The sequence below is a fragment of the Bordetella pseudohinzii genome, from assembly GCF_000657795.2.
In the GTDB taxonomy this organism is placed as follows: domain Bacteria; phylum Pseudomonadota; class Gammaproteobacteria; order Burkholderiales; family Burkholderiaceae_B; genus Bordetella; species Bordetella pseudohinzii.
Genome location: NZ_JHEP02000008.1, coordinates 134881 through 159802 on the forward strand (window position 1 = coordinate 134881; position 24922 = coordinate 159802).

General features: G+C 65.9%; 28 protein-coding genes and 1 tRNA gene. 20 read left to right on the top strand and 9 right to left on the bottom strand.

Going from position 1 to position 24922, the window contains the following annotated elements:
• Nucleotides 1-51: 51 nt before the first annotated feature.
• Nucleotides 52-705 carry a thiopurine S-methyltransferase gene (locus tag L540_RS12190; protein WP_043208805.1) on the top strand — a complete coding sequence of 218 codons (654 nt, stop codon included), beginning with the start codon at nucleotides 52-54 and terminating at the stop codon, nucleotides 703-705.
• Nucleotides 706-717: 12 nt separating this feature from the next.
• Here L540_RS12190 and L540_RS12195 read toward each other — a convergent pair whose 3' ends face one another.
• Nucleotides 718-1182: a GNAT family N-acetyltransferase gene (locus tag L540_RS12195; RefSeq protein ID WP_043208807.1), complete on the bottom strand. Its 465-nt coding sequence runs from the start codon at nucleotides 1180-1182 to the stop codon at nucleotides 718-720.
• Nucleotides 1183-1292: 110 nt separating this feature from the next.
• Between L540_RS12195 and blaHBL the strand changes: the two genes are divergently transcribed.
• Nucleotides 1293-2207 (top strand): HBL family class A beta-lactamase, encoded by a 915-nt coding sequence (blaHBL, locus tag L540_RS12200; protein ID WP_068945286.1) that lies wholly within the window; start codon nucleotides 1293-1295, stop codon nucleotides 2205-2207.
• A 4-nt stretch (nucleotides 2208-2211) separates the two neighbouring features.
• Here the strand turns inward: blaHBL and L540_RS12205 are convergent, their stop codons facing one another.
• Nucleotides 2212-2523, bottom strand: a complete 312-nt coding sequence (locus L540_RS12205) for a hypothetical protein (protein ID WP_180961829.1) — start codon at nucleotides 2521-2523, stop codon at nucleotides 2212-2214.
• A 130-nt stretch (nucleotides 2524-2653) separates the two neighbouring features.
• Between L540_RS12205 and L540_RS12210 the strand changes: the two genes are divergently transcribed.
• Nucleotides 2654-2899 (top strand): hypothetical protein, encoded by a 246-nt coding sequence (locus L540_RS12210; protein ID WP_005013550.1) that lies wholly within the window; start codon nucleotides 2654-2656, stop codon nucleotides 2897-2899.
• Between the two features lie 103 nt (nucleotides 2900-3002).
• Here L540_RS12210 and L540_RS12215 read toward each other — a convergent pair whose 3' ends face one another.
• A complete protein-coding gene (locus L540_RS12215) occupies nucleotides 3003-4439 on the bottom strand; it encodes an aminotransferase-like domain-containing protein (protein ID WP_372432964.1) in 1437 nt (478 codons plus the stop codon).
• 183 nt (nucleotides 4440-4622) lie between these two features.
• A complete protein-coding gene (locus tag L540_RS12220) occupies nucleotides 4623-4898 on the bottom strand; it encodes a hypothetical protein (RefSeq protein ID WP_048026366.1) in 276 nt (91 codons plus the stop codon).
• Nucleotides 4899-4931: 33 nt separating this feature from the next.
• Between L540_RS12220 and L540_RS12225 the strand changes: the two genes are divergently transcribed.
• From L540_RS12225 to L540_RS12250, 6 genes are all read left to right on the top strand, one after another.
• A tRNA-Met gene (locus tag L540_RS12225) sits at nucleotides 4932-5008 on the top strand.
• Nucleotides 5009-5119: 111 nt separating this feature from the next.
• Nucleotides 5120-5455 (top strand): hypothetical protein, encoded by a 336-nt coding sequence (locus tag L540_RS12230; RefSeq protein WP_043208816.1) that lies wholly within the window; start codon nucleotides 5120-5122, stop codon nucleotides 5453-5455.
• Nucleotides 5456-5677: 222 nt separating this feature from the next.
• Nucleotides 5678-5809, top strand: coding sequence for an entericidin A/B family lipoprotein (locus L540_RS12235; protein ID WP_029580335.1), 132 nt, complete (start codon nucleotides 5678-5680; stop codon nucleotides 5807-5809).
• A gap of 84 nt (nucleotides 5810-5893) precedes the next feature.
• Nucleotides 5894-6322 (top strand): BPTD_2524 family lipoprotein, encoded by a 429-nt coding sequence (locus L540_RS12240; RefSeq protein ID WP_180961771.1) that lies wholly within the window; start codon nucleotides 5894-5896, stop codon nucleotides 6320-6322.
• A gap of 9 nt (nucleotides 6323-6331) precedes the next feature.
• Entirely contained in the window at nucleotides 6332-6709 is a 378-nt protein-coding gene (locus L540_RS12245; RefSeq protein ID WP_043208820.1) for a hypothetical protein, read from the top strand.
• 84 nt (nucleotides 6710-6793) lie between these two features.
• On the top strand, nucleotides 6794-8086 hold the full coding sequence (locus tag L540_RS12250) for an aspartate carbamoyltransferase (protein ID WP_043208821.1): 1293 nt from the start codon (nucleotides 6794-6796) through the stop codon (nucleotides 8084-8086).
• A gap of 54 nt (nucleotides 8087-8140) precedes the next feature.
• On the opposite strand, the gene L540_RS12255 is transcribed toward L540_RS12250, so the two are convergent.
• Nucleotides 8141-9040: a recombination-associated protein RdgC gene (locus L540_RS12255; protein WP_043208974.1), complete on the bottom strand. Its 900-nt coding sequence runs from the start codon at nucleotides 9038-9040 to the stop codon at nucleotides 8141-8143.
• A 153-nt stretch (nucleotides 9041-9193) separates the two neighbouring features.
• Here L540_RS12255 and L540_RS12260 point away from each other — a divergent pair, with 153 nt between their 5' ends.
• A complete protein-coding gene (locus L540_RS12260) occupies nucleotides 9194-9412 on the top strand; it encodes a hypothetical protein (RefSeq protein ID WP_043208824.1) in 219 nt (72 codons plus the stop codon).
• 346 nt (nucleotides 9413-9758) lie between these two features.
• Here the strand turns inward: L540_RS12260 and L540_RS12265 are convergent, their stop codons facing one another.
• The 3 genes from L540_RS12265 to L540_RS12275 form a co-directional block, all read right to left on the bottom strand.
• Nucleotides 9759-11435 carry an MFS transporter gene (locus L540_RS12265; protein ID WP_043208826.1) on the bottom strand — a complete coding sequence of 559 codons (1677 nt, stop codon included), beginning with the start codon at nucleotides 11433-11435 and terminating at the stop codon, nucleotides 9759-9761.
• A 183-nt stretch (nucleotides 11436-11618) separates the two neighbouring features.
• Nucleotides 11619-12998 carry a sensor histidine kinase gene (locus L540_RS12270; protein ID WP_109842530.1) on the bottom strand — a complete coding sequence of 460 codons (1380 nt, stop codon included), beginning with the start codon at nucleotides 12996-12998 and terminating at the stop codon, nucleotides 11619-11621.
• A 115-nt stretch (nucleotides 12999-13113) separates the two neighbouring features.
• Entirely contained in the window at nucleotides 13114-13809 is a 696-nt protein-coding gene (locus tag L540_RS12275) for a response regulator transcription factor (RefSeq protein ID WP_043208830.1), read from the bottom strand.
• Between the two features lie 322 nt (nucleotides 13810-14131).
• Here L540_RS12275 and recA point away from each other — a divergent pair, with 322 nt between their 5' ends.
• Nucleotides 14132-15193, top strand: coding sequence for a recombinase RecA (gene recA, locus L540_RS12280; protein ID WP_043208832.1), 1062 nt, complete (start codon nucleotides 14132-14134; stop codon nucleotides 15191-15193).
• A 29-nt stretch (nucleotides 15194-15222) separates the two neighbouring features.
• Nucleotides 15223-15750, top strand: coding sequence for a recombination regulator RecX (gene recX / locus L540_RS12285; protein ID WP_043208833.1), 528 nt, complete (start codon nucleotides 15223-15225; stop codon nucleotides 15748-15750).
• 8 nt (nucleotides 15751-15758) lie between these two features.
• Here recX and L540_RS12290 read toward each other — a convergent pair whose 3' ends face one another.
• Nucleotides 15759-16679, bottom strand: coding sequence for a LysR family transcriptional regulator (locus L540_RS12290; protein ID WP_043208835.1), 921 nt, complete (start codon nucleotides 16677-16679; stop codon nucleotides 15759-15761).
• A gap of 136 nt (nucleotides 16680-16815) precedes the next feature.
• Here L540_RS12290 and metE point away from each other — a divergent pair, with 136 nt between their 5' ends.
• From metE to hemC, 8 genes are all read left to right on the top strand, one after another.
• Nucleotides 16816-19107 (top strand): 5-methyltetrahydropteroyltriglutamate--homocysteine S-methyltransferase, encoded by a 2292-nt coding sequence (gene metE / locus L540_RS12295; protein WP_043208836.1) that lies wholly within the window; start codon nucleotides 16816-16818, stop codon nucleotides 19105-19107.
• 189 nt (nucleotides 19108-19296) lie between these two features.
• A complete protein-coding gene (locus tag L540_RS12300) occupies nucleotides 19297-19899 on the top strand; it encodes a DUF2889 domain-containing protein (RefSeq protein WP_043208840.1) in 603 nt (200 codons plus the stop codon).
• A gap of 10 nt (nucleotides 19900-19909) precedes the next feature.
• Nucleotides 19910-21070: an ADP-forming succinate--CoA ligase subunit beta gene (gene sucC / locus L540_RS12305; RefSeq protein WP_043208842.1), complete on the top strand. Its 1161-nt coding sequence runs from the start codon at nucleotides 19910-19912 to the stop codon at nucleotides 21068-21070.
• A gap of 21 nt (nucleotides 21071-21091) precedes the next feature.
• Nucleotides 21092-21973, top strand: a complete 882-nt coding sequence (gene sucD / locus L540_RS12310) for a succinate--CoA ligase subunit alpha (protein ID WP_043208843.1) — start codon at nucleotides 21092-21094, stop codon at nucleotides 21971-21973.
• Nucleotides 21974-22270: 297 nt separating this feature from the next.
• Nucleotides 22271-22969 (top strand): TerC family protein, encoded by a 699-nt coding sequence (locus tag L540_RS12315; protein WP_043208845.1) that lies wholly within the window; start codon nucleotides 22271-22273, stop codon nucleotides 22967-22969.
• A gap of 144 nt (nucleotides 22970-23113) precedes the next feature.
• Nucleotides 23114-23836: a TerC family protein gene (locus L540_RS12320; RefSeq protein ID WP_043208847.1), complete on the top strand. Its 723-nt coding sequence runs from the start codon at nucleotides 23114-23116 to the stop codon at nucleotides 23834-23836.
• Nucleotides 23823-23945 (top strand): hypothetical protein, encoded by a 123-nt coding sequence (locus L540_RS22075; protein WP_029580353.1) that lies wholly within the window; start codon nucleotides 23823-23825, stop codon nucleotides 23943-23945. Before L540_RS12320 ends, L540_RS22075 begins: the two co-directional genes overlap by 14 nt.
• Before the next feature lie 9 nt (nucleotides 23946-23954).
• Nucleotides 23955-24899, top strand: a complete 945-nt coding sequence (gene hemC / locus L540_RS12330) for a hydroxymethylbilane synthase (protein ID WP_043208849.1) — start codon at nucleotides 23955-23957, stop codon at nucleotides 24897-24899.
• Nucleotides 24900-24922 lie beyond the last annotated feature (23 nt).

Consider the following 24922-nt stretch of genomic DNA (forward strand, 5'->3'; position numbering starts at 1 on the left):
TACAATGGGCCGGCCGCCGGGTCTTGGCGGCGCACGACAAGGTGGAGACATATGGAAGCGGATTTCTGGCTGGAACGCTGGCGCGAGGGACAAACGGGATTTCATCAGACCCGGGTCACGCCGCTGTTGCAGAAGTATTGGCCCACGCTGGGCCTGCCCAGGGGCGCGCGCGTGCTGGTGCCCCTGGCCGGCAAATCACTGGACATGGTGTGGCTGGCCGAGCAGGGCCATGAGGTGCTGGGCGTGGAACTCTCGCCGCTGGCGGTGGAGCAGTTCTTCGCCGAGCAGGGCTGGACGCCGCGCCGCTGGGAAAGCGCCTACGGACAGCACTATGCCGCCCAGGGCGTGGAGCTGATCTGCGGCGACATCTTCGGGCTGGACGCGGCCGCGCTGGCCGGCTGCCAGGGCGCCTACGACCGCGCCGCCCTGGTGGCGCTGCCGGCGGCGATGCGCCGCGACTACGTCAAGCATGTCTACGGCCAGCTGCCGGCGGCCTATCGCGGCCTGCTGCTGACGCTGGACTATCCGCAGGCCGAGATGGACGGCCCGCCGTTCTCGCTGGACGAAGCCGAGGTGCTGTCGCTGTATGGCGAGCGGGCCCGCCTCATTGACCGGCGCGACATCCTCGCCAAGGATCCCAAGTTCGCCGCGCGCGGCGTGACCCGGCTGGACACCCTGGTGTTCCGCCTCGGCGCCCAGGCCTGAGGCCGCGCGCCCTCATGCCGCCGGCGGGGAGGTGTTGGTCAGGACATAGCGCAGAAAGCCGCTGTGCGGGGTGTACTTGTCGTACAGTCCCCGCGCCCGGTAGTTGTTCTCGCGCGTATTCCAATAAAGGCGCGACCAGTTGTTTTCCTTCATCCGGGCGACCAGCCAGTCCAGCAGCTGGCGTCCCACGCCTTCGGCGCGGACCGCGGGATCGACGAAGAGATCCTGCAGATAGCAGACCGGGGTGAGGGTATTGGTGTTCTCGTGCAGGATGTAGTGCGCCAGCCCGATGGGCCGGCCCGCCGCGTCGCAGGCCACCACGCCATGCACGGGCGAGTCCGGCGCCAGCAGGCGCTTCCAGGTATGCGCGGCCTGCGCCGGATCGGCCTCGCGCTCATAGAAGCGGTTATAGCCCTTCCAGAGTTCGAGCCAGCGGGCGTGGTCGTCGGCTTGCAGGGCGCGGATGGACAGGGACATGGGCGGGTCTCCAGAGTGTCCCGTTATGCTCGCCGCTCGCCGTGCCGGCGTCAATGTTATTCGCAGTACCATGAGGTTTTGCGCGCGGCGGTTGGCCTGGAGGTGGGACGATGGACAGAAGAACGTTTGGCGCGGGCGTGCTGGCCTGGCTGGGCGCTTCGGCGGCGGGGCTGCCCGCCCTGGCCGGGGTGCGCGACAGCCTGTCCGCGGCCGGTGACGACGCGCAGCGCCAGCTGGCGCGCCTGGAGGCGCGCGAGGGCGGGCGCCTGGGCGTGAGCCTGCTCGATGTGCAAAGCGGTTACGCCATCGCCTACCGGGCCGATGAGCGCTTTGCCCTGTGCAGCACTTTCAAGCTGCTTGCCGTGGGCGCCGTGCTCACGCGAGTGGCGCGCGGCGAAGACGATCTGTCCCGGCCGATGCGCCTGAGCGCGGCCGACATCGTGACCTATTCACCGGTGACCCAGCAGCGCCTCAACGAGGGCATGACGCTGGGCCAGCTCTGCGAGGCGGCCCTGCTGTGGGGCGACAACACGGCGGCCAATCTGCTGCTCTCCACCATCGGCGGGCCGCCTGGCCTTACGGCCTATGCGCGCGCGCTGGGCGACGGCGTGACGCGGCTGGACCGCCTCGAAACGGCCCTGAACGAAGCCCGGCCCGGCGACGAGCGCGACACCACCACGCCGGCGGCCATGCTGGGCAATCTGCGGCAATTGGTGTTGGGGGATGTCCTGCCGGCGCCCGAGCGCGAGCGCCTGCGCGACTGGCTGATGCAATGCCGCACGGGGCGAGAGCGCCTGCGCGCGGGGCTGCCCGCCGCCTGGGCGCTGGCTCATCGGTCCGGCGCCGGCGGCCATGGCAGCTGCAATGACATCGGCGTGGCCTGGCCCGCGCCCGCCGCGCCGGTGCTGATCTCCGCCTATCTGACCGAATCGCCGCTGGACCTGCCGGGCCGCGAGCGCGTGCTGGCCGAGGCCGCGCGCATCCTGGCCCACGCCCTGGTGTCCGCGCGCCTGCACGCCGGCTGAGGCTTTAGTTGTCCTTGGCCGGGCTGGGCGCCGGTTTGTCCTCGCAACTGAAAGTCACCCGCGCCTCCTTGGGCATGAGGCCGGTCGCGTGGTTGGAGCTGACTTCCGGGCGGACGTAGCGCTGGTTCATGCCGGCGCAATAGTCCTCGGCCTGCTTGCGCGCCTGGTTCTTGATCTCCACCCAGGTCATGGCCTTGGCGCCGGCGTTGTAGCGGATCTCGTAGCGATCCTTGTCCACGCGCTTGATTTCGCTGCTCACGCCACAAGCCGTGAGCAGGGCGAGCAGGCAAAGCGGCAGGGCAAGACGAAAATGCATGTCGGTTTCCGAAACAGGGCTGCAATGACGGTATTTTATGCCAGCGTGGGCGCGGCGCCCGGCGCGGGGCGCCGTGCTAGCATCCGGCCCATCATCCGCGCTCGCGGTGTCCCACACAAAGAGGTTTGCCATGGATATTCAGGAACAGATCGCCGTCATCGTGCACACGGTGTCGCACCAGGGTGGGCGCATCGACGCGCTGAACGCCACGCTGGCGGCCACGCTGCATCTGGTCAAGGAGTCTCCCGGCCTGAAAGAAGCCATCGAGGCCCAGCTCGAGAAGAACTATTCGACGCTGCTGGCGCGCTCGGAAAACCCGCAATACATGGCGGGTTTCGAGAGCGTGCGCGACATGGTGCAGGCCGCCCTGAAGTAAACCGCCGCCGCCCGAGTTATCCACTGCTTTTGTGGATAAGTCTTGGGATAGCTGCCCGATAAATCGGCATTTCCCTTTTGCGACAAAGGCTTGTGTCCCCGGCTCATTTCTGGAGCGCGGCGACGATCGCGGCCAGGCGGCGCACGGCCTGCTCGATGCGTGCGGAATCCGGCTCGGCGCAGGACAGGCGCAGATAATGATCGTAGCGGCCGGAGTTGGAAAACATCGCCCCCGGCGCCACCCGTATTCCCGCGCCCAGCGCGGCCTCGAATACCGCCATGCCGGACACGCCGCCCGGCAGCTCCACCCATAGCAGCATGCCGCCCGGCGGCAGGCTCAGGCGCGTGCCGGCCGGGAACTCGCGCGCGATGGCGTCGGCGACCCACTGGCGCTGCTGCGTGAGCTGGCGGCGCAGGCGGGCGAGATGGCGGTCAAAGGCCTTGGTGGCCATATAGCTCGCGGCGGCCAGCTGCCCGGTCGCCTCATTGGGCCGGCTCTGCGCGAACTTGAGCATATCGACCCGCGCCTGCCAGCGTCCGCCCATGATCCAGCCCAGCCGCATGCCCGGCGCCAGCGTCTTGTGCAGCGACGAGCAATAGATGACGTCGCCGGCGCGGTCCCAGTGCTTGATGGCCCGGTGCGGCCCGCCGTCGGCCAGCGCGCCATAGGTGTCGTCCTCGATCAGCGCGGCGCCGTGCGCCACACAGACCTCCAGCAGGCGCTGCTTGTCCTCGTCCGGCATGATGCAGCCTAGCGGGTTCTGCAGATTCGGCACCACCACCACGGCGCGGATGCCGGCTTGCGTACGCAAGGCCAGCTCCAGCGCATCAACCGACAGCCCGCGTTGCGGGCTGGTCGGGATCTCCAGCGCCCGCAGCCCCAGGCTTTCGAGGATTTGCAGGAGACCGAAATAAGTCGGGGACTCCACGGCGATGGTATCGCCGGGCCGGGACACGGCGCGCAAAGCCAGGTTGAGCGCTTCGATGCAGCCGTGCGTGACCAGGATGTCCTGCGCCGTGGCACGGATGCCGCAGTCCAGCGCCCGGCGCGCCAGCACGGTGCGCAATTCCAGCGCGCCCTGCGGCGGCGCGCGGCTGGTGAGCAATTCCGGGTTCATGCGCAGCACGCGGCTCATGGCCTGCCGTAAGGCATGCTGCGGATAGGCAGAGGGTTCGGCCGCGGCCAGCGCGAAATTGGTCGACAGGGCATGCTGCTCGCAGCGCGCCACGAAGTTCGACACGCGGTCGTGGATGCCGACATAGCGGGCCGGATCGGCCGGGGCGCGCATATCGGGCTCCGTGGCCGGCGCCAGCCGGGGCGCGGCGGCGCGGCGCACGAAGTAACCCGAGCGCGGGCGGGCCTCGACCAGTCCGTCATCTTCCAGCCGCCGGCAGACCTGCAGGGCCGTGCTCAGGCTGACGTGGTGGGTGCGCACCATCGCGCGCACCGAAGGCATGCGCGCGGCGGGAGGCAAGGCGCCGGATTGGATGGCGTCGCGGTAATACTCGGCAAGGCGTTGGTACAGCGGCTGGGCGTGCATGGGCTTCATGATGCCGCGCGATAGGGGGAGGGGACAGGCACAGAGCAACGGTAAAACCACCATAACAGAAAGCCGGATGGCGAGCTGTTATGGAACAGATAAGGTTTGCGTGTGCCTGTTGCGCACGCGCCGGGCTGCGTAGTCTGGAGGCTTCGGCGATACGGAGTCCACAACATGCCTCTCTCATCCTTTCAGTCCCTGCCTGGCGGCGGGTGCCGCAGCTTCTATGCCCGCTCGGGCGATCAAGTCGTCTGCCTGGAGGGCCGGATCGCGGTGGGCGAAGCGCGCGCCGGCGGCCTTGATGTCTATCAGCGTGTCGAGTCGGCGCTGCAGGCCGGCGAAGCGCATTGCTTCCATGAGGCCGGCGTGGTCACGCTCAAGGCCGGGCAGGACAGCCGCCTGATTTATTTGCATGCGCAACCGGTTTGGCGCGCGTCCATGGCGCGCGCCGTGCAGCATCTTTCAAAATGGTGTATGATTCGTTTCATCAGACGCGGGGTGGAGCAGTCTGGCAGCTCGTCGGGCTCATAACCCGAAGGTCGTAGGTTCAAATCCTGCCCCCGCAACCAATTGAGAGCCCTGATTTCCTACGAAATCAGGGCTTTTGCATTTGGATCGCCGCCATCGCCTTGCTTGCGCTACCATGCACGGACAACCAGCACACAAGGGAGAACAACAGGATGGGAACGGCGAAGTACGATCATCCCGGTTTTGTCGCGGATACCGGCGTGCAGGGCAAGTTCGTCATTGGCGTCTGGTGCCCGCACGGCTATCCCGCTCACATCCATATCGGGCGCTTCAAGCCCGGTGCGGCTGCCGAGCCCAATCTGCGGCTGCGCATTCCCGACGGCGTTTTCCAATCCATCTCCGACGACATGGAAAATCTCTGTCGCCGGGCGTTGGGCCAGGCCATCGCGGACCGCCTGCTGGTCGATGCCGAAGTCGGCTACCAGGAAACGCGCTTTCGCATCGATGCGGTGCCATGGACCGGCCCTTTGCAGGCGCTGGCGGCCTGAGCGCGGTTGTGCACCGCCGCGGTGGATAAGTCTTGGGACAGCTGCCGCGCAATGGCAAAAAACGCTTTATGAATAAGGGCTTGGACGCCCTGCTCAATATTTGGGCAGGGCGCTCCGGCTGCGGCGCGACAAGTCCCGGACGCTGAGGTATTCTGGCTGCGCCTGGAGCCGATGGCATCCAGCCTTGCGAGCTGTTGTCCTTATCAAAGACAAGGAGATCCCATGAAGCAGAAAGCCCTCATGATCATTGTGCTGGCGCTGGCCGCGGTTTCCGCCGGCTGCAATACGGTTGCCGGCGCCGGCAAGGACATCGAGCGTGGCGGCGAAGCCATCCAGGGCGCGGCCAAAAAGTAAGTCCAGCCCGCGGCAGGGCTGGGGCCCTGCCGCGGGCTGTTGCATAATCGGGCCTTCGATGTTTTTGTGACAGAGGGCAGTCTCATGCGCCTATGGATGGGTTTGGCGGCGGTCGCCGTCGTGTTGAGCGGTTGCGCCAGCAAGGGCTTGCTGGAGCCGGACGCCAAAGGGATCACGGAAACCTTTGTCGTCGATGCGGACCCCATGGCCGCCCTGCGGCGCGCCAGCGAGTATGTGCGCATCTGCCACGAGACGCGCGCCCATCCCTATGGGGCGGTCTATATGGGCAAGCGTTCCGTCGGCGAACGCGGCCTGCCCAACGAGATCCTGGTGCACAAGGAAACCGAGGCCGCCAAGATCCTGGAGCGCATCCACACCCAGGTCGCCGAGCGCGCCAACCAGGCCGAGGTCACGGTCACGGTGCTGGGCGAGGGCATCTGGGACCAGGCCGAGATCGCGGCGGCCAGGCAATCCATCGCATCCGCCACGCCGGCCTGCCGCGCGCTGCAATAGGGCCGGCTCATGCCTGATACGGCCGTAAGCGGCGTCTTCCTGTTGCTGGCCTCGGCATTGCGCTGGACGGGCTGGCTCAACGGCATCGCCTCCCTGATGCTGATGGCTTTCTCCCTGGGCATGGTGGGCGGCGATGTGGCGCCGCCCGATCTGTCCTGGCCCCTGGCCTTTTTTCTGGCCGGCATCGCCGCGGCGGCCCTGGCTTTTGTGCTGCTCGCCCTGGCCCGCGCCCTCCAGCCCCGCCGGCGGCCCTGGTTCTTCTGGCCTGTCCTGCTTCTGGCGCTGGCCAGCTATGGGGTGAGCATCGCCGGGTTCGGCGCCGGCTGCTGGCTCACCCTCGGGGATGCTGGCGCCTCGGACGACACCCAGCAGTACAGCAACACCTGAGCCGGCTTGGCCCAAAAGCTGCTTTACGCCGGGGTGTCTCTGGAATAATATGCGCAATGCGTATATTCACAGGGGCCGCCCGCCATGTCCATCTCCCAGCAAGCCTTTCTGCGCGACGCCATGCGCCGCCTCAACCTGACCCGCGACGTCTTTGCCGCGCGTATCGGCGTCAAGCGCCGAGCGCTTGACACCTGGCTGCTGCCGGAGGGTTCGCAGGAATTCCGCGCCATGCCGGAGGTGGTCGAGCGCTTTGTAAGCGAAATCGTGCAAAACCGCGATCTGCTTGAGAAATATACGCAGAGCGTACAGGGAGGCCCCTTGCGAGACCGTATCGCGCTCAATGGCAAACACCAGCTGATTTCGGTGGATCAGTTCACGCGCGAGTCCGTCGAGGACCTGTTTCGCGTCGCCGACATGATGCAGCCCATCGCCCGCCGCCAGAAAGTCTCGCGCGTGCTGGAGGGCGCGGTGCTGGGCAATCTGTTTTTCGAGGCCAGCACCCGCACCCGCGTGAGCTTTGGCGCCGCCTTCTGCCGCCTGGGCGGCTCGGTCTGCGACACCACCGGTTTTACCTTTTCTTCCATGGCCAAGGGCGAATCCATCTACGACACCAGCCGCGTGATGAGCGGCTATGTCGACGCCATGGTGATCCGTCATCCGGACAAGGGCTCGGTGGCCGAATTCGCGGCCGCGACCAATATTCCGGTGGTCAATGGCGGCGATGGCCCCGGCGAACATCCCAGCCAGGCGCTGCTGGATCTCTACACCATCCTCACCGAGTTCTCGCGCCTGGGCAAGCTGCTCGATGGCGCCCATATCGCGATGGTCGGCGACCTCAAGTACGGCCGCACCGTGCACTCGCTCATCAAGCTGCTGTCGCTCTACAAGGGCCTGCGCTTCACTCTGATCGCGCCGCCCGGCCTGGAGATGCCCGACTACGTGCTGGAGCAGGCGGCCCGCAACGACAACGTGATCGAGCAGAAGTCCTCGCTGGCCGAGCTGGCCGGCGCCGACGTGATCTACGCCACCCGCGTGCAGAAAGAGCGCTTCGCCAACGAGGAGTCGAGCGAGGGCTATACGGCCGAATTCCAGGTCAACCGCGCCATCGTCGACACCTATTGCGGCCCGGACACCATCGTCATGCATCCGTTGCCGCGCGACAGCCGGCCGGGCGCCAATGACCTGAGCGTGGATCTCAATGACGATCCGCGCCTGGCCATTTTCCGCCAGACCGACAACGGCATTCCGGTGCGCATGGCGATTTTCGCGGTGCTGCTGGGCGTCGAGGGCCTGGTGCAGCATTCGATGCGCGACGTCACCTGGCGCCATCCCTCGCATGTGGGGCCGGACGACTCATCCTTCCACGGCCTGGACTGAAGCGCCCAAAAAAAACCGCCCCGCAAGGGGCGGTTTTGCTTCTGGGCGGCGCGCTCAGCCGCGCTTTTCGCCGCCCAGGGCGTCGACCAGCTCGGCGAGCATTTTCGCCAGTTCGCCGGTCATGAGCGCCATGTCGGAATCGAACTTCTCGTCGTCATTGAAGGCCACGCTGTCGGGATTTTCCTTCAGCACGTCCAGCGGCGCCACGCGCTTGATGTCCATGGACTCGGTCAGCACGAAGGACACCCGGTCGGCCCAGGTCATGGCCAGGCGCGTGCACTGCTTGCCGGACTGGATATGGCGGCGCACATCGTCGGCATCGATGCTGTGCTTGACGTAGCGGATGGCCGCGCGGCTCTCGCCGGAGGCGCGCAATTCCGTGTCCTGGTCGATGGAGAAATTGGCCGGCGCCTCATCGGCGGCCAGCCAGCCGGTCATGGCCGCGGCCGGCGATTGGGCCACGTAGAGGTTTTCCAGCGGCAGGGGATCCACCGTCTTGACCAGCATGCCGATGACCTCGTCGGCCTTGGCCGAGGCGGCCGCATCGATGACCAGCCAGTGATTGACGGTGTCGATCCACACGCGCGTATCGCGATAGATGCTGAAGGCGCGCGGCAGGAGCTCGTCGGTGACGCGCTCCTTGATTTCCTTCATCTGCTTGCGGCCCGGCTTATAGCCTTGCTGCTCTTCGATTTCCTGGGCGCGGGCCCGGGCGACCTGGTTGACGACCGTGGTCGGCAGCAGCTTTTTTTCGGCCCGCAGCGACAGCAGGATCTGGCCGTTGACGCTGTGCGCCAGGCTGGCGTTCTCGCGCGGCGAAATCCAGCCCAGGCTTTGCATTTCGAGGTTGTTGCCGCTTTGATAGGCGTGCCGCGCAAGGCTTTCTTCAAGCTGCTCGCCGGTCAACGTCCAGGGGGCGGACAGTCGATAGATCTTGAGATTCTTGAACCACATGGCGTCGGGCAAAAGCGTAGATTCTATACGAGCGCGACGCCTCATGGCGCCTCGCCGGCCGGATTGTTTGACATGACACGCTCTGTCACTGACAGAGCCATCGGGCATGGGGTAAGGTGCCGACCATCGTCAACAGCAGAAAGGGGATGGGCGATGAAACCTGCCACCATCGTGGGTGTGATTCTGATAGCACTGGGCGCGGCCGGCCTGATCTACAAAGGCTTCAGCTACAAATCGGAGGAAACCGTGCTGCAGGTCGGCTCGGTCAAGGCCACTGCGGAAACCGAGAAGTCCGTCGCCATCCCGACCTGGGCCGGCGTGGCGGCGATCGTCGTCGGCGTGCTGGTGGTCGGTGTCGGCATGCGCCGCTGAACGGGCGCTGTGCTGTCGCCCAAAGGCCGGCCTCGCCGGCCTTTGTTTTTTCCGGAGGCGGAAAAAAAGACGGCCCGGCAAGCGCCGGGCCGATACGGGGCACACGATACCGCGTCAAAAAAGGCTCGCGGGGAACGCGGCATCGGTGTCAGAACACTACCCTGCAACCCGCGTCCAGGGGATCGTTTGTCCGCGGGTACAGCGCAAGGCTGTAATCTGAGCGCCCAGTCTACTGTTGTGGTCTGACAACGTCCTGAAAGCCCCAAGGGGCAAAAAAAAAGCTCCCGAGGGAGCTTTTGAAGGGCCGGACTGGCGCAGCGGTCCAATCCGGCGGGGGAACGGTGCTTTAGGCGTTGATGTCGTTGTCCTTGGTTTCGCGCACGAACAGCGTGCCGATCACCAGGGTCATGACCGCGATGATGATGGGGTACCACAGGCCGTCGTAGATATTGCCGGTGGCGGCGACCACGGCGAAGGCGACGGGGGGCAGGAAGCCGCCGAACCAGCCGTTGCCGATGTGGTACGGCAGGCTCATCGAGGTGTAGCGGATGCGGGTCGGGAACATCTCCACCAGCATGGCGGCGATGGGGCCGTACACCATGGTCACATAGATCACCAGGATGGTCAGCAGCAGCACGACCATGACATTGTTGGTCTGGGCCGGATCCGCCTTGGCCGGGTAGCCGTGGGCGCGGATGGCGGTGGTCAGGGCCTTGTCCAGTTCCGCGACCTTGGCCTTGAATTCGGCCGCCGGCAGCGTCTTGCCGTCGAAGGAGGTGAACTCGTCGTTGCCGATCTTGACCTTGGCCACCGAGCCGGCCGGCGCCGTCTGGTTCTGGTAGTTCACCGCGTTGCGGGCCATGAAGGACTTGATCACGTCGCAGGAGCTGGTGAACGAGGCCGTGCCGACCGGGTTGAACTGGAAGGAGCAGGTGGCCGGGTCGGCGACCACGGTGACCGGGGCCGAAGCCTGGGCCTGGGCCAGCGCCGGGTTGGCGTAGGTGGTGATGCCCTTGAAGATCGGGAAGTAGGTCAGGGCGGCAATCAGGCAGCCGGCCATGATGATGGGCTTGCGGCCGATCTTGTCGGACAGCGAACCGAAGATCACGAAGAAGGGCGTGCCGATCAGCAGCGCGATCGCGATCATGATGTTGGCGGTGTTGGCGTCGACCTTCAGCGTCTGCGTCAGGAAGAACAGGGAGTAGAACTGGCCCGTGTACCACACCACGGCCTGGCCGGCGGTCAGGCCCAGCAGCGCCAGGATCACCACCTTGAGGTTGCGCCATTGGCCGAACGATTCAGCGATCGGCGCCTTGGAGCCCTTGCCCTCTTCCTTCATGCGCTGGAAGGTCGGCGATTCGTTGAGCTGCATCCGGATCCAGACCGAGATGCCCAGCAGCACCACGGAGATCAGGAAGGGAATGCGCCAGCCCCATTCCTTGAACGCATCTTCGCCCATGTAGTTGCGAACGCCCAGGATCACCAGCAGCGACAGGAACAGGCCCAGGGTGGCCGTGGTCTGGATCCAGCTGGTGTAGAAGCCGCGGCGGCCATGCGGGGCGTGCTCGGCCACGTAGGTGGCCGCGCCGCCATACTCACCGCCCAGGGCCAGGCCTTGCAGCAGGCGCAGGATGATCAGGATGGCGGGAGCGGCGATGCCGATGGAGGCGTAGCTGGGCAGGATGCCGACCAGGAAGGTCGACAGGCCCATGATGACGATGGTGACGAGGAAGGTGTACTTGCGGCCCACCAGATCGCCCAGGCGGCCGAAGACCAGGGCGCCGAAAGGACGCACGGCGAAGCCGGCGGCGAAGGCCAGCAGCGCGAAGATGAAGCCGGCCGTGGGGTTCACGCCCGAGAAAAAGTGTTGCGCGATGATTGCCGCAAGCGAGCCGTACAGATAGAAGTCGTACCACTCGAAAACCGTACCCAGGGACGAGGCGAAAATCACCTTGCGCTCGTCCTTTGACATTGGGCGGGGCTCCGCCTGCGGGCCGCGGCCCGGTAACGTCGTTGTGCTCATGAAGTCTCCTCGTTATTGGCCGGTGGTCGTCCACCGTGCTCCCTACCCTCGGCCGTCGCGGCGTTGAGCTTGTCCGACAAGGTAAGGAGCAAGACTGACGAGGTTCTGACGTAACCCTTACCTGAATCTTAATTATGTAACTATATGAAACCATCCCTTGGGAGCTTGCGGGCATTCCCTAGGTCAGGTCTCGGACTCCAGGAGGGGCGGGGCGTTGTACTGCCCGAACATCACGGCGATGCGTGTGCCCGGCAGGTCGGAGTGCTCGCTGGGATGGCCCTCGATGCGCACATCGGCGCGGTGCTTTTGCGCGATCTCGCGCACGATGGCCAGGCCCAGGCCGCTGCCGTCGGCCACCGTGCCCAGCACGCGGTAGAAGCGGTCGAAGACGCGCTCGCGCTCTTCGGGAGGGATGCCGGGCCCGGAGTCTTCGACCTCCAGCACGGCCTGACCGCCGTCCTGGCGCACGCGCACCGTGATGTGCCCGCCGCGCGGCGTATAGCGCAGGGCATTGTCGACCAGATTGTTGATCAGCTCGCCCAGCAGAATCGGGTTGCCCATGATGTCCACCGGCTGGTCGCAGCCTTCGAAGCCCAGGTCGGTGTTCAGGGACAGCGCCTGCGGCACCCAATGCATGGTCTGCTCCGAGGCGATGGCGTTGAGGTCCACCCGCGACATGCCGGCGGCGTCCGGCGTCTCGGCCCGGGCCAGCAGCAGCAGCTGGTTGACCAGGCGCGTGGCCCGGTCAGAGCCGGTCACCAGCTGCCTCAGGCTGGATTGCATTTCGTCCGGACTGGCATCGCGCAAGGCCAGCTCGGCCTGCGTGCGCAGGCCGGCCAGCGGCGTTTTCAGTTGATGGGCGGCGTCGGCCACGAAACGGCGCTGGGCTTCGACGTTGGAGGACAGGCGGTCCAGCAGGTCGTTCATGGCCGCCACCAGCGGCGCGATCTCCGAGGGCGCGGCGTGCTCGTCGATGGGCGACAGATCATCGGGGCGCCGGGCGCGCAGGCGCTGCTGCAAGGCATTGAGCGGCGCGACCCCGCGCGACAGCCCGAACCAGACCAGCAGCACCGCCACCGGCAGGACCACGAACTGCGGGATGATCACGCCCTTGATGATGTCGTTGGCCAGCTGGGCGCGTTTTTCGCCGGTCTCGGCCACGATGAGCAGGGGAGGCTCGGTGCCCGGCAGGTCCAGGTCCACCCAGGTATAGGCCAGCCGGATGTCGAAGCCGCGCAGGTTGTCATCGGCGTACAGCACCTGGCCGGGCCGGGGCTGGCCGGCCAAAGGCGGCAGGGGCAGGGCGCGGTCGCCGCCCAGGTATTCGCCCCGGCTGCCCAGGGCCATCCAGAAGACGCTGTCGGTCTCGTCGGCGCGCAGCACTTCGCGCGCCGCGTCGCTCATATGCAGCACGGCGCGCCCGTCCTCGGCCTGCACCTGGCGGGTGAGCACATGCAGATTATTGGCGAGCGCCCGGTCATAGGGGGCGTTGGCGATGTTCTGCGCCACCACATAGGTGATGGCCACGCTCATGGGCCAGAGCAGGAACAGCGGCGCGAGCATCCAGTCCAGGATCTCGCCCAGCAGCGACCGTTGCGGCGGCGCGAAGCTGGGGCCCTTGGCGCCGCCGCGCAGCGCCTCGACCGCTTCCTGGTTGACCGCTTCGGAGGCCGCCGGATCAGCTGGCGAGGGAGTAGGCCGCGGCACCCTGATCCCGTTCCAGGCAATAGCCCAGGCCGCGCACGGTGATGATCTTGACGCCGCTGGGCTCAAGCTTCTTGCGCAGGCGGTGGACGTAGACTTCGATGGCGTTGGTGCTGACTTCCTCGCCCCATTCGCAGAGATGGTCGACCAGCTGGGTCTTGCTCACCATGCGGCCGCTGCGCGCCAGCAGGATCTCCAGCAGGCTGACTTCGCGGGCCGAGAGATCCAGGGTCTGCTCGTCCACGGTGGCCACCCGCCCGGTCTGGTCGAAGACCAGGCGGCCATGGCGGATCACGGTGGCGCCGCCGCCGGCGCCCCGGCGGGTGAGCGCGCGCACGCGGGCCTCGAGTTCGGACAGCGCAAAGGGCTTGGCCATGTAATCGTCGGCGCCCAGGTCCAGGCCCTTGACGCGCTGCTCGACGCTGTCGGCCGCGGTCAGGATGAGCACCGGCAGCAGCGAATTGCGCGCCCGCAGGCGGCGCAGCACCTCCAGGCCCGTCAGCTGCGGCAGGCCGAGGTCCAGGATGAGGAGATCGAAAGGCTGGGCGGCCAGCGCCGAGTCGGCGGCCAGCCCGTCGCGCACGGCGTCCACGGCATAGCCATTGTGTCGCAGGGAGCGCGACAGGCCATCGGCCAGGATGCTGTCGTCTTCGGCAATCAGGATGCGCATGCGGTACGGCGGTGGTTGGCCGGCGGGCGCCGGCGGGATTGCCGGGCGGGCGTCGCGGCCTGGCGCGGGCGGGGCCGTGCCGGCCGGTTTTCGCGTCGTCTCCGGGTGCGGGGCATTCTGTCACAGGCGGCAACCCTTGCCACTCAGGGAATACGTGGAAAACCTGTACATACTGTTTGTTTATCCAGTATACTCCGATGCCATAATCCGCGTTCGCACATCCAATCGGGGTTCGCGCAGGCCGCGCCCGCGCCGGTTGGCACGATAGACCCGCTCGACCCGTTGGGCCGGCTCCTGCCCGGCCACGCATATAGGACTCTCCATGGACGACAAAACCAGCAAGGCCGCATCGGAAAAAGCCAAGGCCCTGGCCGCCGCGCTTTCTCAGATCGAAAAACAGTTCGGCAAGGGCTCGATCATGCGCTACGGCGACAACGAGGTCGAGCACGACATCCAGGTGGTTTCCACCGGGTCGCTGGGGCTGGACATCGCGCTGGGCGTCGGCGGCCTGCCGCGCGGCCGCGTGGTCGAGATCTATGGTCCCGAGTCCTCGGGCAAGACCACGCTGACGCTGCAGGTCATCGCCGAAATGCAAAAGGTCGGCGGCACCTGCGCCTTCGTCGACGCCGAGCACGCGCTGGACGTCCAGTACGCCTCCAAGCTGGGTGTCAACCTGGGCGACCTGCTGATCTCCCAGCCCGACACCGGCGAGCAGGCCCTCGAGATCACCGACGCCCTGGTGCGTTCCGGTTCGGTCGACCTCATCGTCATCGACTCGGTGGCGGCCCTGGTGCCCAAGGCCGAAATCGAAGGCGAGATGGGCGACGCGCTGCCCGGCCTGCAGGCCCGCCTGATGAGCCAGGCCCTGCGCAAGCTGACCGCCACCATCAAGCGCACCAACTGCATGGTGATCTTCATCAACCAGATCCGCATGAAGATCGGCGTGATGTTCGGCAACCCCGAAACCACCACCGGCGGCAACGCGCTCAAGTTCTATTCCTCCGTGCGTCTGGATATCCGCCGCATCGGCTCCATCAAGAAGGGCGACGAGGTCGTGGGCAACGAAACCCGCGTCAAGGTCGTCAAGAACAAGGTGGCGCCGCCGTTCAAGCAGGCCGAGTTCGACATCATGTACGGCGCGGGCATCTCGCGCGAGGGCGAGATCATCGACCTGGGCGTGGCCGCCAACGTGGTCGAAAAATCCGGCGCCTGGTACAGCTATAACGGCAACCGCATCGGCCAGGGCAAGGACAATGTGCGCGAGTACCTCAAGGAGCATCCCGCCATGGCCATCGAGATCGAAAACAAGATCCGCGAAAACCAAGGCATCGTCAGCCGCGCCGCCGAATTCGCGCCCACCGCCGAAGAAAGCACCGAAGACTGAGCGCGCCGTCTCCTTCCGGCCGGCATTGCATGGTTTCGCGTTCCCCCGACACCGGGCGCCAGCGGCGCGAGGATGACTTCGAAACGCTGGCCAAGCCGGCCGAGGCGCCGCGCCCCAAAGGCCCCAGCCTGAAGGCGCGCGCGGTCGGCTATCTGTCGCGCCGCGAGCACTCGCGCGCCGAGCTGGCGCGCAAGCTGCGCCCGCATGCCGAAAGCGCCGAAGAAATCGAAGCAGTGCTCGATGCCCTGCAGAAAGAAGGCTGGCAGTCCAACGCCCGCTTTGCGCAAAGCCTGGTGCACCGGCGCGCGCCGCGCCAGGGCACGGCGCGCATCGTCCAGGAGTTAAGGCAAAGCGGGGTCGAGGACGCCGATATCGCCGAGGTGCGCGACGCCCTGCGCGCCACCGAATACGAGCGCGCCCTGGAGGTGTGGCGCCGCCGCTACGGCGAAAAACCCCAGGACCGCAACGCCTACGCCAAGCAGGCGCGCTTTCTGGCCTCGCGCGGCTTTGCCCATGAGGTCATCCGCCGCATCCTGGGCGAGGGCGGCGACGACTGAGCCCAGGCTCAGTGCTTGGCGCTCTTGATCCCCGTCAGCGTCTTGAAGCTGACGTCCCGGGCTATCGTCAGAAACTCATCAATATACGAGGCGTCGCGGTCTTCGCCGCGCACGGTGGCGTACAGCGTGCGCCAGACGCCTTGGGGCCCCAGGTGCAGCAGCTTGAGCGGCGCATGTTCCACATACTCGGCCACCGCCCAGTTGGGCAGGGCGGCCACGCCGCGGTTGCTGTTGACCAATTGCACGATCATGGGCGTGAGCTCGGCGCGCCGCAGCGCGGCGGGCTCGACATCGGCCGGGTCCAGAAAGGCCGTGAAGACATCCAGGCGCTGGCGGTCCACCGGATAGGTGATCAGCGTCTGGTCGGCCAGTTGCTCCGGCATGACGTGGCGCAGGCTGGCCAGCGGGTTGTTCTCCGAGACGGCCAGCACCAGTTCATAGCGAAATAGCGGCAGGTAGTCCACGGCCTCCAGCGGCTGGGGGTCGGAGGTGATGACCAGATCCAGGTCGCCGCGCACCAGCGCCGGCAGCGGCGCGAAAGAAAACGCCGCCGACAGGTCCAGCGCCACATCGGGCCACTGCGCGCGAAAGGCGTCCAGGGCCGGCATCAGCCACTGGAAGCAGGAGTGGCAATCGATGGCCAGATGCAGCCGGCCGGTGCGCCCGGCCGCCAGGCGCAGCAGTTCGCGCTCGGTGGCGCGCAGGCGCGGCAGCACCTCGTCGGCCAGCGCCAGCACGCGCAGTCCCGCCGTGGTGAGCCGGGCCGGGCGCGTGCGCCGGTTCAACAGCGGCGTGCCCAGGCGGGTTTCGAGATCGCGCAACTGATGCGATAGCGCCGACTGCGTCAGGTGCAGGCGCTCGGCGGCTTCCTGCAGGCTGCCGCCATCCCGGATGGCGGACAGGGTTTCAAGATGGCGGATTTCAAGCATGGGGGGCGGCGGGCAAAAAACCTAGTTTATGAAAATCTCTCAAGTTATGCATGTAGAGATTGATTTTGACTCAGCTTGCTTTGCACGCAGAATAGCGGCCTGACTTGAAATTATTTTGTCTTGAGCGGATATTCATATGACTATTATTCATAATCTGGGTTTTCCGCGCATCGGTGCCCAACGCGAACTGAAGCGCGCCGTCGAAGCCTATTGGGCCGGCAAGCAAACCGCCGAAGAACTGCTGGCCACCGGCCGCGAGCTGCGCGCCGCGCATTGGCGGCGCCAGGCCGCCAACGGCCTGCGCTTCGTGCCGGTGGGCGATTTCGCCTGGTACGACCACATCCTGGAGTGGACCACGCTGCTGGGCGCGGTGCCGGCCCGCTTCGGCCAGCCCGAATCCGAGGCCGTGAGCCTGGACACCCTGTTTCGCATGGGACGCGGCCGCGCGCCCAGCGGCAAGCCCGCCGCCGCCTGCGAAATGACCAAGTGGTTCGACACCAACTACCACTACATCGTCCCGGAGCTGGTCCCCGGCCAGACCTATCGCATCGCCCGCGACTACCTGTTCGACCAGGTCAAGGAAGCCCAGGCCCTGGGCCACGCCGTCAAGCCCGTCATCCCCGGCCCGCTGACCTGGCTCTACCTCGGCAAGGGCGACGCCTTCCAGCAAGGCCCGGCCGACGCCGGCAAGCTCGCGCTGCTGGCCAATCTGCTGCCCGTCTACCAGGAAGTCCTCAAGCGGCTGGCCGCCTTGGGCGTGGAGTGGGTGCAGATCGACGAGCCCATCCTGGCGCTGGATCTGCCGCAAGCCTGGCGCGATGCTTTCCGTGACACCTACGCCCAGTTGGCGGACAGTCCCGTCAAGCTCCTGCTGGCCAGCTATTTCGACGGCCTGAAAGACAATCTGTCGACCGTGGCCGCGCTGCCGGTGGCCGGCCTGCATGTGGACCTCGTGCGCGCCCCGGAGCAACTGGCCGAGGTGGTCAAGGCCCTGGGCGCCGGCCAGATCCTGTCGGCGGGCGTGATCAACGGCCGCAATATCTGGCGCACCGACCTGGACGAGGCGCTCAAGGTGCTTGAGCCCATTGCCCGGCAACTGGGCGAGCGTCTGTGGCTGGCGCCCTCGTGCTCGCTGCTGCACGTGCCGGTGGACCTGGCCGCCGAGACCGAGTTGGACGCCGAACTCAAGAGCTGGCTGTCCTTTGCCGCCCAGAAACTCGAAGAACTGAACCTGCTGGGCCGCGCCCTGGATGGCGATGACTCGGCCCGCGAAGGCCTGGCGGCCCAACGCGCCGCGCTGGCCGCCCGCCGCGCGTCGCCGCGCATCCACAACCCTGCCGTGGCCCGCCGCATGGCCGGCGCCGCCGATGTCTCGCGCGACCGCGCGCCCTTTGCCGAGCGCATCAGCCGGCAGCAGGCGCGCCTGAAGCTGCCGGCCTTCCCGACCACCACCATCGGCTCCTTCCCGCAGACCGCCGAAATCCGCGCCCTGCGCCGCGACTGGAAGGCCGGCGCCCTGAGCGACTCGGCCTATGAAACCTCCATCCGCAAGGAGATCGAGGAAGTCATCCGCTTCCAGGAGAAGGTCGGCCTGGATGTCCTGGTGCACGGCGAGCCCGAGCGCAATGACATGGTGGAGTACTTCGGCGAGCTGCTGGCCGGCTTCGCCTTCACCAAGAACGGCTGGGTGCAGAGCTATGGCTCGCGCTGCGTCAAGCCGCCGATCATCTTCGGCGACGTGGCGCGTCCCGCTCCCATGACCGTGGGCTGGTCCTCCTACGCCCAGTCCCTGACCGACAAGCCGGTCAAGGGCATGCTGACCGGCCCGGTGACGATTCTGCAATGGTCCTTCGTGCGCGACGACCAGCCGCGCGAGGCCACCTGCCGCCAGCTGGCCCTGGCGCTGCGCGACGAAGTCGTCGACCTGGAGCAGGCCGGCGTCAAGGTCATCCAGATCGACGAACCCGCCATCCGCGAAGGCCTGCCGCTGCGCCGCGCCGACTGGCGGCATTACCTGGACTGGGCGGTGGACTGCTTCCGCCTGAGCACCGCCGGCGTGGCCGACGACACCCAGATCCACACCCATATGTGCTATTCGGAGTTCAATGACATCATCGAATCCATCGCCGCCATGGATGCCGACGTCATCACCATCGAGACCTCGCGCTCCAATATGGAGCTGCTCAAGGCCTTCGAGGACTTCCGCTATCCCAACGACATCGGCCCGGGCGTCTATGACATCCACTCGCCCAATGTGCCTGATGTGGACTGGATGGTCGGCCTGATGCAAAAGGCCGCCAAAAGCCTGCCCAAGGAGCGCCTGTGGGTCAATCCGGACTGCGGCCTGAAGACCCGCGCCTGGCCGGAAACCGAGGCCGCGCTGATCGGCATGGTCCAGGCCGCCCGCAATCTGCGCCAGACCGCCTGAGCGCCGCCTGTCCCCGCCCGCCCGCGCCGTCCCCGGCGCGGGTTTTTTTCGTGCGCCGCGCCGCCGGCCGCCGGGCAGGGGTTCGGGTTCCTTTTTTGCACTGCGAAATCCCGGCGCGTCATCCGGAACGGCTGCGTTATACTTTGATGGTTTTGCTGCCTTGCGCCAAAGTCGCCCGCAGGCCTTCCTATGCCTCTGCCACCGCCCGATGTTCCTCGTCAGCCCCTGCATACGCGTTCTATACGCGTGCAATGCTATGGGCGCGAAGACGGCCTGTTCGATCTCGATGCCGAGCTCATCGACGTCAAGGCCTACGATTTTCCCAGGCGCAACGGCGAAATCTTCAAGGCCGGCGACCCCATCCATCACATGCATCTGCGCCTCACCATCGATGAGGAGTTCAACGTCGTCGCGGCCCATGCCGCCTACGACGCGGCTCCGTATGAGGCCTCCTGTATGGCGATCGATCAAGCGTACGGCGGCCTGGTTGGCTTGAATCTGCTGAAAGGGTTCCGTAACCGGGTCAAGGAGCGTTTCGGGCGTGTGGCGGGCTGTACCCACATGACCGAGCTTTCCCAGATCCTGCCCACGGCGGCCGTGCAGATGATGGCCAATCGCCGGCGCGAAACCGTCAACGAGGGTCAGCGTCCCTTCCAGCTGGATGGCTGTCATGCACTGCGCACCGACGGGCCCGTCGTGCTTGAGTACTATCCCCGGTGGTACACGGGGGATAGTGCGCCAGACACGGCCGACGCGACATCCGAGTCATCTTCTTTTTCTCATTCGTCCTGACAGGTAACACATGAAAATCCACGAGTATCAAGGCAAGGAACTGCTGAAGAAATTTGGCGTGCCCGTGCCGCGCGGTATTCCCGCCTTTTCCGTAGATGAGGCCGTCGCGGCTGCCGAGAAGCTGGGCGGTCCGGTCTGGGTCGTCAAAGCGCAGATCCACGCCGGTGGCCGTGGCAAGGGCGGCGGCGTCAAGCTCGCCCGCTCGCTGGACGAAGTCCGTCAACTGGCCTCGCAGATCCTGGGCATGCAGCTGGTCACGCACCAGACCGGCCCCCAGGGCCAGAAGGTCAACCGCCTCTACATCGAAGACGGCGCCGACATCCAGAAGGAATACTACGTGTCGCTGGTCACCGACCGCGCCACGCAGAAGGTCGCCCTGATCGCCTCGAGCGAAGGCGGCATGGACATCGAAGAGGTGGCCCATTCCTCGCCCGAAAAGATCATCACCGAATACATCGACCCGATCGTCGGCCTGACCGACGCCCAGGCCAAGAAGGTGGCCGACGCCATCGGCCTGCCGGCCGACTCGACCGCCCAGGCCGTCGACGTCTTCAAGAAGCTGTACCAGTGCTACATGGACACGGACGCTTCGCTGGTCGAAATCAACCCCCTGAACCGCGACAGCAAGGGCAATATCATCGCCCTGGACGCCAAGTTCAACTTTGACTCCAACGCCCTGTTCCGTCATCCGGAAATCGTCGCCTACCGCGACCTGGACGAAGAAGATCCCGCTGAAATCGAAGCCTCCAAGTTCGACCTGGCCTACATCCAGCTCGACGGCAATATCGGCTGCCTGGTCAATGGCGCCGGCCTGGCCATGGCCACGATGGACACCATCAAGCTGTTTGGCGGCGAACCGGCCAACTTCCTGGACGTCGGCGGTGGCGCCACGGCCGAGAAGGTCACCGAAGCCTTCAAGATCATGCTCAAGAACAAGGGCGTGAAGGCCATTCTGGTCAACATCTTCGGCGGCATCATGCGCTGCGACGTCATCGCCGAAGGCGTGATCTCCGCCTGCCGCGCCGTCAACCTTAGCGTGCCGCTGGTCGTGCGCATGAAGGGCACCAACGAAGAACTCGGCAAGAAGATGCTTGCCGAATCCGGCCTGCCCATCATCAGCGCCGACACGATGGCCGAAGCCGCGACCAAGGTCGTCGCCGCTGCCAAGTAAAAAATTGCCAAGGATTCACAAATGTCGATTCTGATCAACAAGGACACCAAAGTCATCACCCAGGGCATCACGGGCAAGACGGGCCAGTTCCACACCCGCATGTGCCGTGAGTACGCCAATGGCAAAGCCGCCTTCGTGGCCGGCGTGAACCCCAAGAAGGCCGGTGAAGACTTCGAAGGCATCCCCATCTACGCCTCGGTCAAGGACGCCAAGCAAGACACCGGCGCCACCGTGTCGGTGATCTACGTGCCGCCCGCGGGTGCCGCCGCCGCCATCTGGGAGGCCGTCGAGGCCGAGCTGGACCTGGTGATCTGCATCACCGAAGGCATCCCCGTGCGCGACATGCTCGAAGTCAAGAACCGCATGCGCGACAAGGGCAGCAAGACCCTGCTGCTGGGCCCGAACTGCCCCGGCCTGATCACGCCCGATGAAATCAAGATCGGCATCATGCCCGGCCACATCCACCGCAAGGGCCGCATCGGCATCGTCAGCCGCTCGGGCACCCTGACCTATGAAGCCGTGGCGCAAGTCACCGAACTGGGCCTGGGCCAATCCAGCGCCGTCGGTATCGGCGGCGACCCCATCAACGGCCTGAAGCACGTCGATGTGCTCAAGCTCTTCAATGACGATCCCGACACCGACGCCGTCATCATGATCGGCGAGATCGGCGGTCCGGACGAAGTTGCCGCCGCCCAGTGGGCCAAGGACAACATGAAGAAGCCGGTGGTTGGCTTCATCGCGGGCGTCACCGCTCCTCCGGGAAAGCGCATGGGCCACGCCGGCGCGCTGATCTCCGGCGGCGCCGACACGGCCGATGCCAAGCTTGAAGTCATGGAAGCTTGCGGCATCAAGACCACGCGCAACCCCTCCGAAATGGGCAAGCTGCTGAAGTCGGTGCTGTAAAGCCGGCCTCGCCGCCAAGCGCGAAAAGCCCGCCCTCGTGGCGGGCTTTTTTTTCGTCCATGCGGCGCGAAATAGGGGGGATTTCAACTCCCAGACAGGTTTTTTGTGTATCCGCGCGGCCGGGAAAGCCGGCGGACAGGTCTTAGAAACTATAATGAAAGGCGAGGGTGGCTCTACCCCGCACATCCGCGCACTGAAAAAACGAGGCTGTCCCGGCTCGCAACCGACAGAGACGGCAAGTGCGCTTTTCGCTCTTGTACACACAACACCTAGGGGATCATTCTAGGAAAGAGAGGCATGGAACTTAGTTCTGCTGCATTCTGGATCGCGCTGCTCCAGATCATTTGGGTCAATATCCTGCTGTCCGGCGACAACGCCGTGGTGATCGCGCTGGCGGCCCGCTCGCTGCCCCCGCATCAGCAAAAGAAGGCCATCGTCGTCGGTTCCGCGGCGGCCATCATCATGCGTATCGTGCTGACCCTGGTGGCGGCCAAGCTGCTTCTGCTGCCCTGGCTCAAGCTGATCGGCGCCTTGCTGCTGGTCTATATCGGCGTCACGCTGCTGCTGCCCGAAGGCGAAGAAGATGGCGCCGGCAAGGAAAATGGCGGGCTGTTCGCGGCCATCCGCACCATTATGATCGCCGATCTGGTCATGAGTCTGGACAATGTGGTGGCCGTGGCCGCCGCGGCCATGGGCGACACCACGCTGCTGGTGGTGGGCCTGGCCATCAGTATCCCGCTGGTGATTTTCGGCAGCACGCTGCTGCTCAAGGTCATTGAACGCTTCCCGCTCATCGTCTGGGTGGGCGCGGCGCTGCTGGGCTTTATCGCCGGCGAACTGCTGGTGGGCGATCCCGCGCTGCATGATTCGATCCAGCGTATCGACAGCATGCTGGGCGTGACGGAGCATCAGCTCGCGCTCATGTGCGGCGCCGTCGGCGCGCTACTGGTTTTGGCAATCGGAAAGTTTTTCTTGATTCGTCAGAAAGCTGACTGAAAGCTGAACTACAATAAGGGGTTGTGCCGCATTCCTCCGCAGCGCTAGACAGGAGGAAGGGGCCGCCCCTTTTGACATTTCGAGACTGGATCTCCGGGGCGGCTGGCGGTGAAATACCTCTAAGAACGCCAAAGGGAGTTACAAGTGCTTGAGTTTTTCCAGACCCTCAGTTGGGCCGCCGTCTTTCAGATCATCCTGATCGACATCCTGCTGGGCGGTGACAATGCCGTCGTGATCGCGCTGGCCTGCCGCAACCTGCCCGCCAAGCAGCGCATGCAGGGCATTCTATGGGGCACCGCCGGGGCCATCCTGCTGCGCGTCGTCCTGATCGCCTTTGCGCTCACCCTGCTCAACATCCCCTTCCTGAAGATCGTCGGCGGCGCATTGCTGCTGTGGATCGGCGTCAAGCTCCTGATCCCCGAGGATGACGGCCATGGCAACATCAAGGGCGGCGTCTCGGTCTGGGCGGCCGTCAAGACCATTATCGTGGCCGACTTCGTCATGAGTCTGGACAACGTCATCGCCATTGCCGGCGCGGCCCAGAACGCCCATGCCGACCATCAGATCGGCCTGGTGGTCTTCGGCCTGATCGTCAGCGTGCCCATCATCATCTGGGGCAGCACCCTGGTGCTCAAGCTCATCGACCGCTTCCCCCTGGTGGTCACTTTCGGCGCGGGTCTGCTGGGCTGGATCGCGGGCGGAATGCTGGTCACCGACGTGTTTGTCGTGAATCAAATTGGCGAACAGCCGCAGGCGGTTAAAATCACCGTCGAAGTTATCGGCGCGCTGTTGGTCATTGTCCTGGGACGTTGGCTGGCAAGCCGCAAGAAAAACGCCTCCAAGGAATCCGCCAATGAGTCTGCGTAAGACTGAAGATCTGCAACAATCGGAATCAGGCCTGAGCCTGCTGCAAGGCCTGTTCATCCTGGCAATCATCGGTGTGGTGGCCACGGTCATCGTGTCGTCTTTCCTCTGACGCCACAACGTGTCCCTGCCACAACGTCTGGTCATCGCCACCCGCGCGAGCCGGCTTGCCATCTGGCAAGCCGAGCATGTGCGGGACAGGCTGCGCGCGCTGTACCCGGCGTGCGCGGTCGAACTCCTCACCCTGACCACGCGCGGCGATCAAATCCTCGATCGCACGCTGTCCAAGGTCGGCGGCAAGGGCTTGTTCGTCAAGGAGCTCGAGGCGGCCCTGCTCGACGGGCGGGCCGACCTGGCCGTGCATTCCCTGAAGGACGTGCCGGTCGATATGCAGCCGCCCTTCGAGCTGTGCGCCGTGCTGGAGCGGGCCGATCCGCGTGACGCCTTTGTGTCCAACCGCCACGAATCGCTGGAGGCTTTGCCGGCCGGCGCCGTGGTCGGCACGTCCAGCCTGCGCCGCGAGGCGCAGATACGGGCCGCCCGGCCGGACCTGACGGTCAAGCCGCTTCGGGGCAATCTCGACACCCGCCTGGACAAGCTCGATCGCGGCGAATACGACGCCATCGTGCTGGCTGTCGCCGGCCTGGAGCGCATGGGCTACGGTGATCGCATCCGCGGCCGCCTGTCGCCCGCGCAAAGCCTGCCCGCGGCCGGGCAGGGGGCCCTGGGCATAGAGATCCGCGACGACCGCGACGAGATGCGCGCCTGGCTGGCGCCGCTGTCCAACGCGGCCACCACGGCCTGTGCCAGCGCCGAGCGCGCCGTCTCGCGCAAGCTGGGCGGCTCCTGCCAGGTTCCGCTGGCGGCCTATGCCGAACTGCATCGGGACGAACTGCGCATCGAGGCCCTGGTGGCCTCGGTCGACGGCAACCGCATCCTGCGCGCCACGCGCACGGGCGCGGCCGCCGACGCCGAGCGCCTGGGCCTGGCCGTGGCGCAAGACCTGCTCGATAAAGGCGCGGGGGCCATTCTGGCCGAGTTGCTGCAAGACGATACGGCGCCCTGACGCGGCGCCTGGCAAGGGGGGCA

What these genes read in the sequence shown, in the direction of transcription:
- L540_RS12190 (WP_043208805.1), top strand. Translation starts at nt 52, where the DNA reads ATGGAAGCGGATTTCTGGCTGGAACGCTGGCGCGAGGGACAAACGGGA.
- L540_RS12195 (WP_043208807.1), bottom strand. Translation starts at nt 1,182, where the DNA reads ATGTCCCTGTCCATCCGCGCCCTGCAAGCCGACGACCACGCCCGCTGG.
- blaHBL (WP_068945286.1), top strand. Translation starts at nt 1,293, where the DNA reads ATGGACAGAAGAACGTTTGGCGCGGGCGTGCTGGCCTGGCTGGGCGCT.
- L540_RS12205 (WP_180961829.1), bottom strand. Translation starts at nt 2,523, where the DNA reads ATGCATTTTCGTCTTGCCCTGCCGCTTTGCCTGCTCGCCCTGCTCACG.
- L540_RS12210 (WP_005013550.1), top strand. Translation starts at nt 2,654, where the DNA reads ATGGATATTCAGGAACAGATCGCCGTCATCGTGCACACGGTGTCGCAC.
- L540_RS12215 (WP_372432964.1), bottom strand. Translation starts at nt 4,439, where the DNA reads ATGCACGCCCAGCCGCTGTACCAACGCCTTGCCGAGTATTACCGCGAC.
- L540_RS12220 (WP_048026366.1), bottom strand. Translation starts at nt 4,898, where the DNA reads ATGCTGCACGGCGCGCGCCATGGACGCGCGCCAAACCGGTTGCGCATG.
- L540_RS12230 (WP_043208816.1), top strand. Translation starts at nt 5,120, where the DNA reads ATGGGAACGGCGAAGTACGATCATCCCGGTTTTGTCGCGGATACCGGC.
- L540_RS12235 (WP_029580335.1), top strand. Translation starts at nt 5,678, where the DNA reads ATGAAGCAGAAAGCCCTCATGATCATTGTGCTGGCGCTGGCCGCGGTT.
- L540_RS12240 (WP_180961771.1), top strand. Translation starts at nt 5,894, where the DNA reads ATGCGCCTATGGATGGGTTTGGCGGCGGTCGCCGTCGTGTTGAGCGGT.
- L540_RS12245 (WP_043208820.1), top strand. Translation starts at nt 6,332, where the DNA reads ATGCCTGATACGGCCGTAAGCGGCGTCTTCCTGTTGCTGGCCTCGGCA.
- L540_RS12250 (WP_043208821.1), top strand. Translation starts at nt 6,794, where the DNA reads ATGTCCATCTCCCAGCAAGCCTTTCTGCGCGACGCCATGCGCCGCCTC.
- L540_RS12255 (WP_043208974.1), bottom strand. Translation starts at nt 9,040, where the DNA reads ATGTGGTTCAAGAATCTCAAGATCTATCGACTGTCCGCCCCCTGGACG.
- L540_RS12260 (WP_043208824.1), top strand. Translation starts at nt 9,194, where the DNA reads ATGAAACCTGCCACCATCGTGGGTGTGATTCTGATAGCACTGGGCGCG.
- L540_RS12265 (WP_043208826.1), bottom strand. Translation starts at nt 11,435, where the DNA reads ATGAGCACAACGACGTTACCGGGCCGCGGCCCGCAGGCGGAGCCCCGC.
- L540_RS12270 (WP_109842530.1), bottom strand. Translation starts at nt 12,998, where the DNA reads ATGCTCGCGCCGCTGTTCCTGCTCTGGCCCATGAGCGTGGCCATCACC.
- L540_RS12275 (WP_043208830.1), bottom strand. Translation starts at nt 13,809, where the DNA reads ATGCGCATCCTGATTGCCGAAGACGACAGCATCCTGGCCGATGGCCTG.
- recA (WP_043208832.1), top strand. Translation starts at nt 14,132, where the DNA reads ATGGACGACAAAACCAGCAAGGCCGCATCGGAAAAAGCCAAGGCCCTG.
- recX (WP_043208833.1), top strand. Translation starts at nt 15,223, where the DNA reads ATGGTTTCGCGTTCCCCCGACACCGGGCGCCAGCGGCGCGAGGATGAC.
- L540_RS12290 (WP_043208835.1), bottom strand. Translation starts at nt 16,679, where the DNA reads ATGCTTGAAATCCGCCATCTTGAAACCCTGTCCGCCATCCGGGATGGC.
- metE (WP_043208836.1), top strand. Translation starts at nt 16,816, where the DNA reads ATGACTATTATTCATAATCTGGGTTTTCCGCGCATCGGTGCCCAACGC.
- L540_RS12300 (WP_043208840.1), top strand. Translation starts at nt 19,297, where the DNA reads ATGCCTCTGCCACCGCCCGATGTTCCTCGTCAGCCCCTGCATACGCGT.
- sucC (WP_043208842.1), top strand. Translation starts at nt 19,910, where the DNA reads ATGAAAATCCACGAGTATCAAGGCAAGGAACTGCTGAAGAAATTTGGC.
- sucD (WP_043208843.1), top strand. Translation starts at nt 21,092, where the DNA reads ATGTCGATTCTGATCAACAAGGACACCAAAGTCATCACCCAGGGCATC.
- L540_RS12315 (WP_043208845.1), top strand. Translation starts at nt 22,271, where the DNA reads ATGGAACTTAGTTCTGCTGCATTCTGGATCGCGCTGCTCCAGATCATT.
- L540_RS22075 (WP_029580353.1), top strand. Translation starts at nt 23,823, where the DNA reads ATGAGTCTGCGTAAGACTGAAGATCTGCAACAATCGGAATCAGGCCTG.